The sequence below is a fragment of the Streptomyces sp. NPDC127119 genome (assembly GCF_042677425.1).
Classification (GTDB): Bacteria; Actinomycetota; Actinomycetes; order Streptomycetales; family Streptomycetaceae; genus Streptomyces.
Genome location: NZ_JBHXTO010000018.1, coordinates 35251 through 50079, shown reverse-complemented (window position 1 = coordinate 50079; position 14829 = coordinate 35251). Strand labels below are relative to the sequence as shown.

Annotated in this window: 12 protein-coding genes; 5 read left to right on the top strand and 7 right to left on the bottom strand. The window is 72.1% G+C overall.

Going from position 1 to position 14829, the window contains the following annotated elements; all coding sequences use genetic code 11:
* Positions 1 to 639: 639 nt before the first annotated feature.
* The gene (locus ACFVH5_RS11510) at positions 640 to 3339 is read right to left on the bottom strand and encodes a hypothetical protein (RefSeq protein WP_385833329.1); all 2700 of its coding nucleotides are present in this window, start codon (positions 3337 to 3339) and stop codon (positions 640 to 642) included.
* Between the two features lie 608 nt (positions 3340 to 3947).
* Here ACFVH5_RS11510 and ACFVH5_RS11505 point away from each other — a divergent pair.
* From ACFVH5_RS11505 to ACFVH5_RS11485, 5 genes are all read left to right on the top strand, one after another.
* Positions 3948 to 5858, top strand: a complete 1911-nt coding sequence (locus tag ACFVH5_RS11505) for an ATP-binding protein (protein ID WP_385833328.1) — start codon at positions 3948 to 3950, stop codon at positions 5856 to 5858.
* Between the two features lie 193 nt (positions 5859 to 6051).
* Entirely contained in the window at positions 6052 to 6459 is a 408-nt protein-coding gene (locus ACFVH5_RS11500) for a roadblock/LC7 domain-containing protein (RefSeq protein WP_210888142.1), read from the top strand.
* The gene (locus ACFVH5_RS11495; RefSeq protein ID WP_384804710.1) at positions 6456 to 6818 is read left to right on the top strand and encodes a DUF742 domain-containing protein; all 363 of its coding nucleotides are present in this window, start codon (positions 6456 to 6458) and stop codon (positions 6816 to 6818) included. The genes ACFVH5_RS11500 and ACFVH5_RS11495 overlap by 4 nt, the downstream gene beginning before the upstream one ends.
* A complete protein-coding gene (locus ACFVH5_RS11490) occupies positions 6799 to 7416 on the top strand; it encodes an ATP/GTP-binding protein (RefSeq protein WP_384804708.1) in 618 nt (205 codons plus the stop codon). Before ACFVH5_RS11495 ends, ACFVH5_RS11490 begins: the two co-directional genes overlap by 20 nt.
* Positions 7413 to 8630: a cytochrome P450 gene (locus tag ACFVH5_RS11485; RefSeq protein WP_385833327.1), complete on the top strand. Its 1218-nt coding sequence runs from the start codon at positions 7413 to 7415 to the stop codon at positions 8628 to 8630. Before ACFVH5_RS11490 ends, ACFVH5_RS11485 begins: the two co-directional genes overlap by 4 nt.
* 55 nt (positions 8631 to 8685) lie before the next feature.
* Here the strand turns inward: ACFVH5_RS11485 and ACFVH5_RS11480 are convergent, their stop codons facing one another.
* The 6 genes from ACFVH5_RS11480 to ACFVH5_RS11455 all read right to left on the bottom strand — a co-directional run bounded on the left by ACFVH5_RS11480 (position 8686) and on the right by ACFVH5_RS11455 (position 14474).
* On the bottom strand, positions 8686 to 9486 hold the full coding sequence (locus ACFVH5_RS11480) for an ABC transporter ATP-binding protein (protein ID WP_385833325.1): 801 nt from the start codon (positions 9484 to 9486) through the stop codon (positions 8686 to 8688).
* Positions 9483 to 10295 carry an ATP-binding cassette domain-containing protein gene (locus ACFVH5_RS11475; protein WP_385833324.1) on the bottom strand — a complete coding sequence of 271 codons (813 nt, stop codon included), beginning with the start codon at positions 10293 to 10295 and terminating at the stop codon, positions 9483 to 9485. Before ACFVH5_RS11475 ends, ACFVH5_RS11480 begins: the two co-directional genes overlap by 4 nt.
* On the bottom strand, positions 10292 to 11173 hold the full coding sequence (locus ACFVH5_RS11470; RefSeq protein ID WP_385833323.1) for an ABC transporter permease: 882 nt from the start codon (positions 11171 to 11173) through the stop codon (positions 10292 to 10294). Before ACFVH5_RS11470 ends, ACFVH5_RS11475 begins: the two co-directional genes overlap by 4 nt.
* A complete protein-coding gene (locus tag ACFVH5_RS11465) occupies positions 11170 to 12135 on the bottom strand; it encodes an ABC transporter permease (protein ID WP_384804698.1) in 966 nt (321 codons plus the stop codon). Before ACFVH5_RS11465 ends, ACFVH5_RS11470 begins: the two co-directional genes overlap by 4 nt.
* Positions 12135 to 13661, bottom strand: coding sequence for an ABC transporter substrate-binding protein (locus tag ACFVH5_RS11460; protein WP_385833322.1), 1527 nt, complete (start codon positions 13659 to 13661; stop codon positions 12135 to 12137). Before ACFVH5_RS11460 ends, ACFVH5_RS11465 begins: the two co-directional genes overlap by 1 nt.
* Positions 13662 to 13745: 84 nt before the next feature.
* A complete protein-coding gene (locus ACFVH5_RS11455; RefSeq protein WP_385833321.1) occupies positions 13746 to 14474 on the bottom strand; it encodes a DUF1684 domain-containing protein in 729 nt (242 codons plus the stop codon).
* Positions 14475 to 14829: the final 355 nt, after the last annotated feature.

The window sequence follows — 14829 nt, the reverse complement described above, 5'->3', positions numbered from 1 at the left end:
GTGTTGGCGCCTGGGCGTACCCGCGCTCCGGTAGTCCGGATGTGTTCCGGGGCAGGGGATGTCCCACGGGGGTACGCCCCGGCGTCGGGGCCGGGGATAGCCGCGCCTCGGCCCACGGGGGGGGTACGGCCCGGTGTGGGGGCGGGGGCATCCGCGCCCCGGTAGTCCGGACGGGCTCCGGAGTGGGGTGTGACCCCCGGGATACGCCCCGGCTGCCGAGGTCGGGCGAGGGGACTTCGGTGCCGGGGTAGTCCGGATGGGTTCCGAGGCGGGGCGTGTCCCACGGGGTGCGCCCCGCGCCGGGGTCGGGCGACGGCACGCCCGTGCCCCGCCAGGTTGGACGCGCGCCGGAGCGGGGTCCGTCTCCCTGGGTACGGGACAGCCCGTGGCCCAGGAGCCCGGACGTCCCACGGGTACTTCCCGGCGGCGGGGCCCGGCGAGGGGCCCCGCGTCCCAGCCGTCCGCCCGGGGCTCCGGAGCGGGGCCCGAACTCCCGGCTCCGGTCCCGGCCTCGGTCCCGGTCCCGGCTCCGGTCCCCGGCCTCGGGAGGGGGAGCGGGGGCGACGGCTCCCGCCCCCGGGGCCGGGGCCCGGCGGTCCCGCCCACCCATGGGCAGGATCGCCGGTCGCCACACGGCCCTCAGCGCAGCGCGTCCCTCAGCAGCCGCGCGTTCCGCACCGGCAAGCTCGACCCCTTGCGGTCCGCCGTTGTCGTGACCTCGGGGATCGCGCCCTTCGCACCGCAGCGCGACACGCATTCCACCGCGAGCGCCAGCAGGTCGCCCACGCCCCGGACCGGCGTGTCCCGCAGCAGGCCGGGCAGGGCCGCCGCCAGGACGGACCACACGGTCGCGTACGCACCCGTCTCGGCGGCGAACCGCAGCGACTCGGCCGCCCGGCTCGCGCTGGGCCACTCGTCGTTCAGTAACGCCTCCAGCTGCCGTCCGAGCAGCCCGCTGTCCAACTGCCCTCGCGCGGCCAGGACGAGCAGGGCGTCCACCACCGCGTTGGTGTCCATGCGCCAGATCAGGCCGAAGGCCACGGCCAGGTGCACCGACCAACCCGCCGGGCCGCCGGACTCCGCGACGAGCGGCAGGACGCGCGGCCACGCCGTCTGGGACGTACGCGGCTCGAAGTAGTCCCGCGCCATCAACTCCTCGCGGTGGTGCGGCAACTGGGCCACCCAGAACGGCCGGATCGGGTCGGCGAGGCCCTTGTTGCCGACGTACGGCCCGACCAGCGCCGCCGCGGCCAACGGGAACCCGGGGTCGACGGCCGCCCCCGGCCGCGCGGGCGTCCACCAGCCCTGCGAGGCGGGCTTCGGCGGCTTGCAGTGGGGCCAGCCCTTCGGCTCCGAGTCCTGGTGCGGAAGCCCGCCCACGCGCAGCCAGTGCGCCAGCCGCCGGCCGGCGGGGGAGTCGAGAGCCCCGGCCGCGCGCAGCACCTCGCCGTCCGTCGTCGGGGTGACCCGCAGCAGGGCCTGGGCCAGGTCGACCGGGGCCGGGTCGTCGATACCGAGTGCGTCGAGCGCGGAGATCCGTTCCAGCAGGACGGCGGCGTTCAGCGCGCCGGTGGAGAGGGTGGGCACGGCCAGCAGGAACGGCTGTGTGCCGGACTCGACGATCTCCATCGCCTCGGCCAGCCGTGCGGCGAGCATCGAGCCGGCCAGGGAGAAGCTGCTGCTCGGGCGGGTCCGCCCGAGGTGGACGACCCGGTGCAGCAGGCCGACGCGTGACCGCGGTTCGTCGCCCCGTACCGCGGCCGCCACGTCGTAGAGGTCCGCCGGCACCCAGTCGTAGGCGTCCTTCGGTCGGCTGCGCATGACCGGTTCCAGTGCGTCGGACAGTGCGGGCCGGTCCACGTGGGCGTGGCGGACCAGTCCGTCGAGGGCGCGTTCGAAGGCCGCCACGTCCTGGTCGCCCGCGACGACCGCCGCGACCTCCTGCGCGACCTCGGTGGCCGTCGGAATGGGCCCCGGCACCGGGCTCGGAACCGGCACGGGGGGCAGCGTGTCCGCGTACGACTCGGTGGCGACGGCCTCCGGCGTGCCGCCCAGGTCCTCGTGTACGCCGGGCAGGCCGAACAACTCGGCGGCCCGCGCCGCGAGTCCGGGGCCGAGTCGTTCGGCGGCCTTCCTCAGTTCCGGCAGCACCGACTCCCCGGCAGAACGGAGGTGACGAGCCGTCAGGTCCAGTGCGCGCTCCTGTATCGCCAGGTCCCGGTGCTCGACGGCGATGGACAGGTCGACGAGCAGCCTGTCCGCGCGCGCCGGGTCCCGCCGGATCGCGCGGTCGAGCCAGGTCAGTTGCGCGCGGACCAGCTTCTTCTCGGGGCGTGGCAGGACCCGTTCGCACACCTCGGTGAGTACGCCGGGCTCCAGCAGGCCCGACTCGTCCAGGCCGGTCAGGATCTCCTGGGCGTGGGCGGCCACCGGCAACGACCCGTCGAGCAGCGCCAGATGGTCCCGTACCAGGAGTGCGTTCTCGGCCGGTGTGCAGTTCAGGGCCCGCAGGAACTCAAGGAAGGGCGCGGTCTCCATGCGTGTGCCGTCGGCCGGCAGGCGCCCGAGGAATTGTCCGGCCAGCGCGGCCCGTGCGGGGGCCACCCGGGCGTGTTCGGCCGGGGTGAGCGCGAGTGTCTCCAGCAGGGCCGCCGCCTGGGCGCCGTCCGGCGGATCGGCGGCCAGGTCCGCGAAGAGGTTGTCGACCAGCTCGTCACGGTCGGCGAACCCCTCGGCGGTGAGGGCGACGAGAGTTTCCAGCAGCCACCCCGGACGGCCGAAGACGACCCGCCCCGGTCTCTCCACGGCCAGGGGTACGAGTTTCGGGGTGAAGGCGTCCGCGCGCAGCCGCTCCAGGAGGTCGCCGCCCGGCACTCCGCCCAGTACCCGCGCGGGCCGCTCCCGGTCGTTCGCGCGGTTGGAGAGCCAGGCCAGGACGAACTTCCGGGAGGCCGGCAGCGGGCAGCCGGTGTCATGGACGAGGTGCTCGGTGATCGTATACACCGTGTCCGAGGCCGTCACGCTGTCGCCGAGCCGTGCCACCAGCTCGGCGCGCCAGGCGACGGGATACAGGTCCAGGACGTCCACCGTCCAGGTGTCCACCTTGAAGTACCGGTACGTCAGCAGCCAGGCCGCCGCGGCCCCGGGGGTGACCTGGCAGCCCAGTTCGGCGGCGAACAGGCATGCCTTCACCTCCGCGGTGTTCACCCGCCGGGCGATCGTCTCGCGGTGGGCCTTCAGCCCGGCCGCGCACGCCCCGCGCCGCTCCGGCGGCAGGGCGCCCAGCTCCCGGACCACTCCGGCGAGGTCGCCGGCCTCCACGAGTTCGACCAGTCTCATCGTGCCGCCTTCGTCCTTTCCGTCGTCCGCTGCTGCCTCTGTCTCTGCGTCTGCCTCAGCGTCTACGTCTGCCTCAGCGTCTGCGTCCGCGGCTGTGCTCCGCGGGGCGAGAGGGGGTCCGGCTGTGTGCGGGTGCCCGGCCGATGGGCTCAAGTCGGTTGCTTGATGGGGGAGTTGGGTCACGTGCACACGCTAGGGCCGGACACCGACAGGACGAAGAAAGCGTTCAAGAGGCAACCAGTGCGCGCCCTCTTGAACGACCGGGTCCGCCGATGCCGGCTTGTCGCCCGGCGAGGACGCCCTCGGTATCGCTGACCGGACGAACCTCTTTCAGCCACCTCCGATCCCGGGCCGCTTCTCTCGGGTCCGACCTGTTCGCGTTGGTTACACGTGTGTGTAGATGTGAAAAGTAAGACCAAGACCTTTTCACTGTGATCGTAAAGTCCCATATAGTGACCGCCAGATGCGCAGAGGTGAAGGCTCACACCTGTATGTAGTGAGCCGAAAAACTACTGGCAGCCTGCCGCAGGGACTTGTCCCGAGGAACCGACCCGAAGGCCATCCGAGATCACGGTGAACGCCCTCGGAACCGACCGAGGAAACGAGCGATGACTTCCCCCACGCACCCGGGCGAACGGCCCGCCACCCGCGGCCTGCTGACGGCTTTCGTGCTCACGGCGGTACTGTCCGGGCTCGCGGTCGCGGGTGCGGTCGTCATCGCGCCGCCCGGCGTGCGCCTGCCTCTCGCCCTGGGCGGCAGCGCGGCGGGCCTCCTGCTGTGCGTGGCCGTCGTCGTGGCCGTGTACGCCGTCCTGTCCGGCCGGACGATGCGCCGGCGGCTGGAGACGCTGACCCAGGACGTCGGCCGGATGCTCCAGGAACGTGTCCGGCTGACCGAGGACACGCGTCTCGAACGCGTGCGGCTGACGGGTGAGCTGGAGAGGGAGCGGGCCCGCCTGACGGCGGAACTGGCCCAGGAACACGCCCGGCTGACCGACTCGCTGGCCGCCGAACGCGCCCGCATCGTTCAGGAACAGGGCGCGGAGCACGCCCGGCTCGCCGATTCGCTGACTGCCGAACGCGACCATCTCGCCCGGGAGCACAGCACGAAGAGTGCCCGGCTCGCCGAGGAGAACGCGCAGCTCACGGCGCTGCTGCGGGAGGCGAACGCCTCGCGCACCGCCGCCGTCTCCGCCACCGCCAACGCGGCGGGGCGCATGCAGGCCGTGGCCACCGCGATGCTCGCGGACCTGCGGGCCATGGAGGAGCGGCACGCCGACGAGGACGTCCTCGCCGACCTCCTCCACCTCGACCACCGCACCGCGCAGGCCGGCCGGCTCGCGGACTCCCTCGCGGTGCTGACCGGGGCCCGCTCGGGCCGACGCTGGGCCCGGCCGATCGGCATGGAGTCCATCCTGCGTGGCGCCATGGGCCGGATCGGCAGTTACCAGCGGGTCCGGGTCCACTCCGCCAGTCAGGCCGCCGTCGCCGGGCACGCCGCCGAGGCCGTGATGCACGCGCTGGCCGAACTGCTCGACAACGCCGCGAACTTCTCCCCGCCGACCGCGGAGGTGCACGTCTACGTGGAGGAGGTGCCGGCCGGTGTCATCGTGTCCGTCGAGGACAGCGGCCTGGTCATGAGCGACCTGCAACTGCGCCGCGCCGAGGAGGCGGTCACCGGCCGGGGCAGCGAACTCGGCGGTCTCACCGGCACCCGGCTGGGCCTCGCCGTCGTCGGCAGGCTCGCCCACCGGTACGGCCTCAAGATCTCCTTCCGTCCCTCGGCCCGCGGCGGCACCGGCGTTCTGCTGCTCGTTCCGCAGGACATCCTCGTCGTCCAGGGCACCTCGATCCCGTCGGCCGACCGCACCCCGGAGGTGCCGGCCGCCGGGAAGCCGTCGGCCACCGCGGGCACCACGACCGCGCCCGCGGTCCCGGAACTGCCCCGGCGCCACGGTGGGTCCGTGGCACCCGTTCCGGAGAAGGGGGCCGACGCGGCACGGGCTCTCGCGCCCGGCCGGCACCTCGTTTCCGCCCCAGCCCCCGCCCCCGCGCACGCATTCGCCACCTCCGGCACCCCTGGCACGCCTGCCCCCTCCGGCACCCCTGGCCCGGCCACCGGTGAGGAGGAGTCGGTGGAGGATCTGCCCCGGCGCCGCCGCGGACGGACCCTCGCCGAGGCCGAGGCCGAGCGGGCGCGTGTGGCGGCGCACTCCGCCACACCGCACACCGCGCCGGCCGCCGTGGACGTACAGGTACGCGCCGCCCGCTTCGGCAGCTTCCGCCAAGCCGTGCGCGGGGTTCCCGCCGCTGCCGAGCAGCGCGCTACGGCCGGGGCGGACACGGCGGGTACTGCGGGTACGGCGGACCAACCGTCCGGCACCGGCACCGGCACCGCACCCGCACCCGCACCCGCGCCAGGTGCCGAGCCCGGTGCCGGCACCGCGCCCGCCGGGGCCAGTGCCAGCCCCACCGCACCCGACACCGGTCAGTCCCCACCCGCCCCCATGAGCGGCTGAGGCCGACGCCCGACAACTCCTCGTCCGACGGCGGCCCCTGCCGGAACGACCGGAACGACCGGAACGACCGTGACGGCCGGGACCGTACCGGCCGCCCGGTCCGCCGCCGCCACCCCCGGTACCACCGCCCGCACGCTCCCCGCCCGAGATCCTCCGTCCCCCCGCAGTCTCACCCGGAAGGCGACACCACCTCATGACCGGCACGACGACCGCCGACGACAAACTCACGTGGCTCATCGAGGGCCTGCTCAAGCGCACCCCGGGCGCACGGCACGCGCTCGTGCTCTCCCGTGACGGCCTGAAACTGTGCCGCACCCCGGAACTCTCCGCGGACCAGGCCGACCAGCTCGCCGCGATAGCCGCCGGCATCCAGTCCCTGTCGCACGGCGCCTCGGTGGAGTTCGGCGACGGCACCGGCGGCGTCCGTACGGCCATGGCCGAGTTCTACGGCGGCGTGCTGTTCATCGTCGAGGCGGGCCAGGGCGCGCATCTGGCCGTCGTCACGGACGAGGACGCCGACGCGGGCCTCATCGGACACAACATGAGCGAGTTGATCGAGCAACTCGGCGAACACCTGACGGCCCCGCCCCGGGCCTCATGACCGCGTACGCCGGCAGGCCGGGCAGGGACGACGCTCCCGACCGGTTCTACACCCTGACCTCGGGGCGCAGCCGGGTCGGCGCGGACAGCCCTCTGGACCTGGTGACCCTCGTGATCGCCGAGTGCGACCCCGTGCCCGGCATGCAGTCCGAGCACGCGGCGATCCTGCGGATGACCGAACGCCCCACCGCGGTCGTGGAGATCGCCGCCGAACTGCGGCTGCCGGTCGGCATCACCAAGATCCTGCTGTCCGACCTCCTGGCCGCGGGCCGCGTCAGCGCCCGTCACCCCCGCCGGCAGCAGGCCCTACCCGACCTCGACATCCTGGAGCAGGTGCTCGTTGGACTCCGTAATCTCTAGAGCGAGCGCTCCCCTGAGCGCATCCGCCGACAACGGACTGAAGATCGTGGTCGTGGGCGGCTTCGGAGTGGGCAAGACCACCCTGGTGCGCTCGGTCAGCGAGATCCGCCCGCTGAACACCGAGGAGACGATGACGCAGGCGGGAGCGGACGTCGACGATCTCACCGGCGTCGGCGCCAAGACCGCGACCACCGTCGCCTTCGACTTCGGCCGCATCACCCTCGACGCCCGCAACGTGCTCTACCTGTTCGGGGCGCCCGGCCAGCAGCGCTTCTGGTTCCTGTGGGACCGCCTCTTCTCCGGGACCCTGGGAGCGGTCGTCCTCGTCGACACCCGGCGCATCGACGACTCCTGGTACGCGATCGACCGCCTGGAGAAGCACGGCACCCCGTTCGTCGTCGCCTGCAACGACTTCGGCGGCCCCGCGCACTCTCCCGAGCGGATCCGCCAGGCCCTCGACCTGGACGCGCACGTCCCGCTGATCGGCTGTGATGCCCGTTCGCGCGAGTCCAGCAAGCAGGTCCTGATCACCCTGGTCGAGTACGTCCACCGACTGCACACCGATCATGTGCGCAACTCGCCTCAGGAGCTGGTGTGAGTCCCATCCCCCTGCGCGGTCCGCGCTCGCACGAGGAACCGGCCGAGCTGTACCGGCAGATGCGGCGCAAGCACGGCCCGGTGGCACCGGTCCTCCTCGACGGCGACATCCCCGCCTGGCTGGTGCTCGGTTACCGTGAACTGCACCAGGTCACCAGCGACCCGGGGCTCTTCAGCCGGGACTCCGAGCTGTGGAACCAGTGGGACAACATTCCCGAGGACTGGCCCCTGGCGCCGGTCATCGGGCGCAAGCAGCCGTCCATCCTCTACACCGTCGGCGAACGGCACCGTACCCGCTCCGCGATGCTGAGCAACGCTCTGGACGGCGTCGACCCCTCCGAACTGCGGGCGCACGCCGAGCAGTTCGCCGACGAGCTGATCGACTCCTTCTGCGCCGCCGGCAGCGGCGATCTGATCGGCCAGTACGCCAAGCTGCTCCCGGCCCGCGTCCTGGCCCGTATCTACGGCTGGAACGACACCAAGGCCACGGCGCTGGTCGCCTCCCTCACCGACATGATCGACGCGGGGGACCGGGCGCTGGCGGGCGAGCAGCATCTGTACACCGCCGCCCAGCAGTTGGTGGCCGAGAAGCGCATCGCGCCCGGCGACGACGTCGCCTCCCGCATCCTGGCCGACCGGAGCGGGTTCAGCGACGAGGAGATCGTCCAGGACATCATGATCCTGCTGTCGGCGGGCCATCAGCCCACCGCCGACTGGATCGGCAACTCCCTCCACCTCATGCTCACCGACGCCCGTTTCGCGGCCTCCCTCTTCGGCGGCCGGAGCAGTGTCACCGAGGCCATGAACGAGGTCCTCTGGGAGGACACCCCGACCCAGAACATGCCCGGCCGCTACGCCACCCGCGACACCCACCTCGGCGGCGTCCGCATCAACACCGGCGACCTGCTGCTCCTCGGGCTCCAGGCCGCCAACTCGGACCCGCACATCCGCGCCGACCACGCCGCTCTGACGGGCGGCAACAACGCGCACTTCTCCTTCAGTCACGGTGAACACCGCTGCCCCTTCCCCGCACAGGAGGTGGCGGAGGTCATCGCGCGGACGGGGATCGAGGTCGTCCTCGACCGGCTGCCCGACATCGACCTCGCCGTACCGGCGGAGTCCCTGAAGCGCCGTCAGTCACCGTGGCTGCGGGGCCTCACCGAACTGCCCGTGCGGTTTGCCCCGACGCCCGCGCTGGGCGGCACGGGCGCCTGACCGGGACCGTCGTGCGGTGGCTGCTCGTGCGGCGGCTGTTCGTGCGGTGCCCCGCTCAGACCGGCAGCCGCGGCACGCTGTCGATCAGGCGCCGGGTGTACGGGTGGGCGGGGTCGCCCAACACCTGGTCCGTGGCGCCCTGTTCGACGAGCCGGCCGCTCTCCAGTACCGCCGTGCGCTCGCACAGGGAGGCGACGACCGACAGGTCGTGGGAGACCATGACGAGGGTCAGCCGCCGCTCCTCCTTCAGTTCGGCCAGCAGGTCGACGACCTTGACCCGGGTGGTGACGTCGAGCGCGCTCACGGGTTCGTCGGCGAGCAGTACGCGCGGGTCGCACACGATGGCGCGGGCGATCGCGATGCGCTGACGCTGGCCGCCGGAGAACTCGTGCGGGTAGCGGGAGGCCGCGTCGGCCGGAAGCCCGACCCGTTCCAGCGCGGCGGCCACCTTCGGCGCGGCGGTCGTCCGGGAGTCGAGCCCCAGGGAGCGCAGCGGCTCCGCGACGATCGCGGCGACGCGGCGGCTGGGGTCGAGGGAGGAGTACGGGTCCTGGAACACGCACTGGACACCCCGCCGGAAGCGGCGCATCTGCCGCCGGTCGCGCGGGGCGAGGGGCTCGCCGTCGAAGCGGACGGTACCGGCGGTGGGACGGGCGAGTCCCAGCAGGATCCGCAGCAGCGTCGTCTTCCCGGCGCCGGATTCCCCCACGAGGGCCAGCGACTGCCCCGGCTCGATGGCCAGGGACACGCCCTGTACGACGTCGGCGGCGGCGCCCCGGTAGCGTACGGCCACGTCCGTGAGCTCCAGCACGGGTGTCGCCCGCGCCCCGTCCGTGGGCTTCGGCTCGGGGGTCATCGCGGGCTCCTCAGGTCCAGGGCGGACTCCAGTTTCCGGGCGCCCGCGACGAGGGCCCGGGTGTACTCGGCCTTCGGCGCGGTGACGACGTCCAGGACGGGGCCCTCCTCGACGGCCCGTCCGTCCTTCAGCACCAGCACCCGGTCGGTCACCTTGGCGACCACGGCGAGGTCGTGGCTGACGAACAGCACGGCCATCTCGCGTTCGCGGACGAGGGTGTCGAGCAGGTCCAGCATCTCGGCCTGGACGGAGACGTCGAGCGCGGTGGTGGGTTCGTCGGCGACGAGCAGGCTCGGTTCGCAGGCCAGCGCCATGGCGAGGGCGACGCGCTGGCGCTGGCCGCCGGAGATCTCGTGCGGGAAGGCGTGGGCGATGCGGTCGGGCTCGGGCAGCCGTACCCGTACGAGCGCGTCGGTGACGGCGGTGCGCAGGTCACGGCCCTTGAGGCCGGTCCTGCGGGCCAGCGGCTCGGCGATCTGGCGGCCCATGCGCATCAGCGGGTCGAGGGCGGTCAGGGGCTCCTGGAAGACCACGGCCGCGTCCCGGCCGCGTACGGCGGTGAGGCGCTTCTCGGGGGCGCCGACGATCTGGGTGCCGGCCAGTTCGACGCTGCCGGTGGCGGTCATGCCGTCGGGCAGCAGGCCCAGCAGGGCGAGGGTGGTCAGGGACTTGCCGGAGCCGGACTCGCCGATCAGGCCGAGCCGTTCGCCGCTGCCGACGGTGAAGGAGAGGTCGTCGACGAGGGTGCGGCCGTCGTCGGTGCGCACGGTCAGGCCGCGTACGTCCAGGAGGGGGCCGGGTGAGGTCATGTCCGCCTCCTTCTCGTGGCCGGGTCGAGGGTGTCGCGCAGTCCGTCGGCGACGAGGTTGACGCCGACGACGAGCACGACCAGCAGGATGCCGGGGGCCAGCGCGCCCGCGGGTGCGGTGGTGAAGGTGGCCTGTGCTTCCTGGAGCATGCGGCCCCAGGAGGCGTTGGGCGGCGGGGCGCCGAGGCCGAGGTAGGACAGTCCGGCCTCGGCGAGCACGGCGAGGCCGAACTGGAGGGCCAGGTTCACCACGAGGGTGGGCCAGATGTTCGGCAGGATGTGCGCCGCGACCGTACGCGGCCAGGAGGTGCCCGAGGTCCGGGCGGCGGTGACGTAGTCCTGCGCCAGGACCCGCTTGACGAGGATCCGTACGAGGCGGGCGACCACCGCGCTCTGGGCGAGGCCGATGGCGAGGATCGCGGAGCCGAGGGTGGCCGAGCGGGCGGCGACGACGAGCATCGCGAGCAGCAGCGTCGGGAAGGCGATGAGGATGTCGAGGAACGCGGCGAGGGTGTCGTCGAGCCAGCCCTGCGCGAACGCGGCGAGCACGCCGAGGGTGACCCCGACGAGCGCGGCGATGGCGACCGAGCCGAGACCGGCCTGCACGGCGATACGGGCGCCGGTCATCAGCTGGGTGAGGAGGTCCCGGCCCAGCTTGTCCGTACCGAGCAGATGTCCGTCGCCGGGGCCCGCGAGCCGGCCGCCGGAGGTGTCGTCGGTGTCGTAGGGCAGCCAGACGAGCGAGACGAGGGCGAGCAGCACGATCAGGGCGGTCAGCGAGCAGCCCGCGAGCAGCGTGACGGAACGGCGGCGGCGGGAGACCGGTGTCGTCGACTCCGTGGGCTCGGTCTCCTTGAGCGGGGCGGCCGGCAGGGTCATCGGGAACCTCCGGAGAGCCGTCCGCGCAGCCGCGGGTCGATGATCCGCTGGACCAGGTCGGCGGCGAAGCCGATCAGGAGCACGGCGAGGGTCGAGACGAACAGGACGCCCTGGACGACCGGGTAGTCGTGCTGGGCGATACCGGTGGCGAGCAGCGAGCCGAGGCCGGGCAGCGCGTACACCGACTCGACGACGACCGCGCCGAGCAGGGTCGAGGCGAGTTCGATCCCGAGGATGGAGATCACGGGGACGGAGGCGTTGCGCAGCCCGTGCCGCCACATGGCCCGCGGGAAGGACGCGCCCAGAGCGCGGGCGGTGCGCAGATAGTCGCTGCCGAGGACGTCGAGGGTGGCGGAACGCACGTACCGGATCAGGGAGGCGCCCATCACGAGCGCGATGGTGACCACGGGCAGGACGAGCGAGCGGACGGCTTCGGCGGGTGCGTCCCAGCCGTCCTGCGGGAAGCCGCCGGAGGGCAGCCAGCCCGCGTTCAGCGCGAACACGGCGATGAGGATCATGCCGAGCCAGAACACCGGCACGGCGATGCCCAGCTGGGAGATCCCGCTGAGCACCGCCCCGTACCAGGTGTGGCGCTTGTACGCGGCCACGAAGCCGACCGGTACGGCGATGACGACGGCCAGCACGAACGCGGCCAGCGTCAGCGGGACGGTGACGTTCAGCCGGGCGCTGACCTCGGGGCCGACCGGCAGCGAGCTGACGAAGGACGTGCCGAGGTCACCGCTCGTCAGCTGCCCGAGCCAGTGGGTGAACTGTTCGGGCAGCGGACGGTCGGAGCCGATGGAGTGGCGGGCCGCGGCGATCTGTTCCGGACTGGCGCCCACCGAGGTGAGCGCGTTGGCCGGGTCGCCGGGGAGCAGGCGCAGCAGGACGAAGAGCACCACGCTCGCCAGGGCCAGCGACACCAGGAGGAACGCGAGGCGGCGCAGGAGATAGCGCCCCATCAGCCCTTCTTCTTGATGTCGTAGGCGTAGAACTGCGAGTTCAGGCCGTTGAGCGGGTAGCCGGAGAGCTTGCTGCTGGCGACGACGATCTGCGGGTAGAGGTAGAGCCAGTCGCTGGCCGCGTCCTCGGCCGTCTTCTCGTTGACCTTCTTCAGCAGCTCGGTCTGCTCCTCGGTCGTGGAGGCCTCCTCGGCCTGCTCGACCCACTGGGTGACCTGCTTGTCGTCGTAGCCCCAGTAGAAATCGGGGTTGCCGTACCAGACCAGGTCGCGGTCGTTGACGTGCTCCTGGAGCGTGGCCGTGAAGTCGTGGTTCTTGTACACCTTCGTGTACCACTCGTCCGGCGTGATCGTGTTGATCTTGACGGTGATGCCGACCTTGGCGAGCTGCGACTTGATGAAGGTCGCGGCCGTGGGGTGCGGGTCGTAGTTCGGCGTGTCGAGGGTGAAGGAGAAGCCCTTGGCGTAGCCGGCCTCGGCGAGCAGCTTCTTGGCCTTGGTGACGTCGTACGCGTTGACGTCGGTGAGGTCCTCGTACCAGGGGTCGGTCGGCGGGACCATCGAACCGATGAGCTTGCCGTAGCCGCCCCAGACGGAATCGAGGAGCTTCTTGTCGTCGATGGCCGCGGAGACGGCCTGGCGGACCTTGACGTCCGTGAAGGGCTTGGCCTTGTCGTTGAAGGCGAGGAGCAGCTTGGTGGTGGAGTCGCCGTCGTTGACCTTGTAGTTCTTGTTGCTCTTGAACTGCTCCAGGGCGTCGGGCGACTGCTCGCTGGTGACCACGTCGACGGCGTTGGTCAGCAGCGCGTTGTTCAGCGCGGAGGCGTCCTTGTAGTAGTGGTAGACGGCCTTCTTGTTGGCGGCGGCGTCGCCCCAGTAGCCGGCGAAGCGGTCGAGGCTCAGCGCGGAGCCGCGGGTCCACTTGGCGAGCTTGTACGGGCCGGTGCCGTCCTCGGTCGTCTTGAGGTTCTTGGCCTCGGAGTTGATGATCCAGACGTAGGAGAGGTTGTAGACGAAGGAGATCGACTTCTTCGACAGGGTGACCTTGACGGTCCTCGCGTCGGGGGTGGCGATGTCCTTGACGACTTCGAGGTTGCTCTTGCGGGCGGACTGCGAGTCCTTCCCGAGGACCTTCTCCAGGCTGTACTTGACGTCCGCGCTGGTCAGTTCCTTGCCGCTGTGGAACTTCACGCCGTCGCGCAGGGTGAAGGTGTAGGTGAGGCCGTCCTTGCTCACCTCGTGGTTCTGGGCGAGGAGCTTCTCGACCTTGCCGTCGTCCGTGAGCTTGAACAGGCCCTCGTAGACGTTTCCGTTCAGGGCCTCGGTGACGCCCTGGCCGCCGCCCGCGGTGTTGTCGAGGTTCTGCGGCTCGTAGAGGGAGCCGATGTTGACGGTGGCGTTCTTGTCCCAGGTGCCGGACGAGGCGCTGCCGCCGGAGCCGCCGCCGCAGGCGGTGAGGCCGAGGGCGAGGGTGGCCACGGTGGCGGTGCCGTAGAGGGACGCTCTGGTCCTGCTGTTCTTGCTCATGGGTTCAGGTGCCTTCGCTACGAGGAGCCGCGGGGGTGCTGCCGGGAGCTGCCCGGTGTTGCGGGATTCAGTGTGGAGGGTCGATCAGTGCCGGTCCGGGAAGCCGTCGCGGAAGAGGGGAAGCTTCTCACCGGCCTGGACGGCCAGGTGGAAGCGGTTCTGCCGCGGCGGCATCGGACAGTTGTACTGATCGGAGAACCCGCAGGGCGGCACGAAGGCCCGGTTGAAGTCGAGGATCACCCGGTTGTCGTCCTCGGTACGCCGTACGAACAGGAAACGGCCGGCCCCGTAGGTGGTGTCCCCGTTCGTGGGGTCGCCGAGGACGAGGAGCAGGGTGCCGTCGTCGTCGAAGGCGCTGAGGGTGTACTCGCGGCCGTCGACGGTGAGCGTGATGTCGCCCGGGACGACCAGCTCACGGGTGCCGCCGTTGTCCCTCAGATGCTCGAACGCGACGCGGCGGGCGCCGGACACGGGGGTGTAGGCCGCCTCCAGGACCCACGCCGGGTCGTACGGGAAGGCGCTGACGCCGTCGAAGTGCCGGATGGCGGGCGATTCCGCGTCCCAGAGGCGCAGGCCGTGCTCGGGTGCGCCGGTGACGAGGTCGGTGCGCCGGAGCGTGGTGACCGTCACGCTGTCCGGCTGCCCGGCGCGGGCGGCCTCGATGTCGGGCTCCTCTCCGGCGGGCAGCCAGCGGGTCTCGACGAGGGCGAGGTTCCCGGTCGGCGAGGTGAGTGAGCGGTGGCGCTCGGCGCGCCAGGCCTGCCACTCCTCCCCGGGGTCGACGGAGGCCGGGGCGGCGGTGGACTGGGGCACGGCGGGCTCATTCGACTAGGAGGGCAGCGGCGATCCCGGGTCGCCGGTGGGGCGAACACGGATCGTTATTACGTGGTCAAAGCATGTCCTTTATCGTTCATAAGGTCACCTAATGTCAAACATGCGTCTCGGGATACGGGACGGCTGGTCTCATGTCTCAGCACTCAACCGGAGTCCCCCTTCCTGTGAGGCTCGGCAATGGCCCCGTGCGGCCACGGGGCTGTGGCTAGACTCGCGCCCCATGCGTAGCCCCGTGCGTGACTCCGGCCCCACCGGCCACTGCCGGCAGACCTCTTCCGGCGCATCGGCCACCGACGCGGGGGAGGGCAGAGGAGCGGCCGGGCGGAGGGGCGGC

Coding starts and splice junctions, on each gene's coding strand:
- ACFVH5_RS11510 (WP_385833329.1), bottom strand. CDS start 3,339: ATGAGACTGGTCGAACTCGTGGAGGCCGGCGACCTCGCCGGAGTGGTC.
- ACFVH5_RS11505 (WP_385833328.1), top strand. CDS start 3,948: ATGACTTCCCCCACGCACCCGGGCGAACGGCCCGCCACCCGCGGCCTG.
- ACFVH5_RS11500 (WP_210888142.1), top strand. CDS start 6,052: ATGACCGGCACGACGACCGCCGACGACAAACTCACGTGGCTCATCGAG.
- ACFVH5_RS11495 (WP_384804710.1), top strand. CDS start 6,456: ATGACCGCGTACGCCGGCAGGCCGGGCAGGGACGACGCTCCCGACCGG.
- ACFVH5_RS11480 (WP_385833325.1), bottom strand. CDS start 9,486: ATGACCCCCGAGCCGAAGCCCACGGACGGGGCGCGGGCGACACCCGTG.
- ACFVH5_RS11475 (WP_385833324.1), bottom strand. CDS start 10,295: ATGACCTCACCCGGCCCCCTCCTGGACGTACGCGGCCTGACCGTGCGC.
- ACFVH5_RS11470 (WP_385833323.1), bottom strand. CDS start 11,173: ATGACCCTGCCGGCCGCCCCGCTCAAGGAGACCGAGCCCACGGAGTCG.
- ACFVH5_RS11465 (WP_384804698.1), bottom strand. CDS start 12,135: ATGGGGCGCTATCTCCTGCGCCGCCTCGCGTTCCTCCTGGTGTCGCTG.
- ACFVH5_RS11460 (WP_385833322.1), bottom strand. CDS start 13,661: ATGAGCAAGAACAGCAGGACCAGAGCGTCCCTCTACGGCACCGCCACC.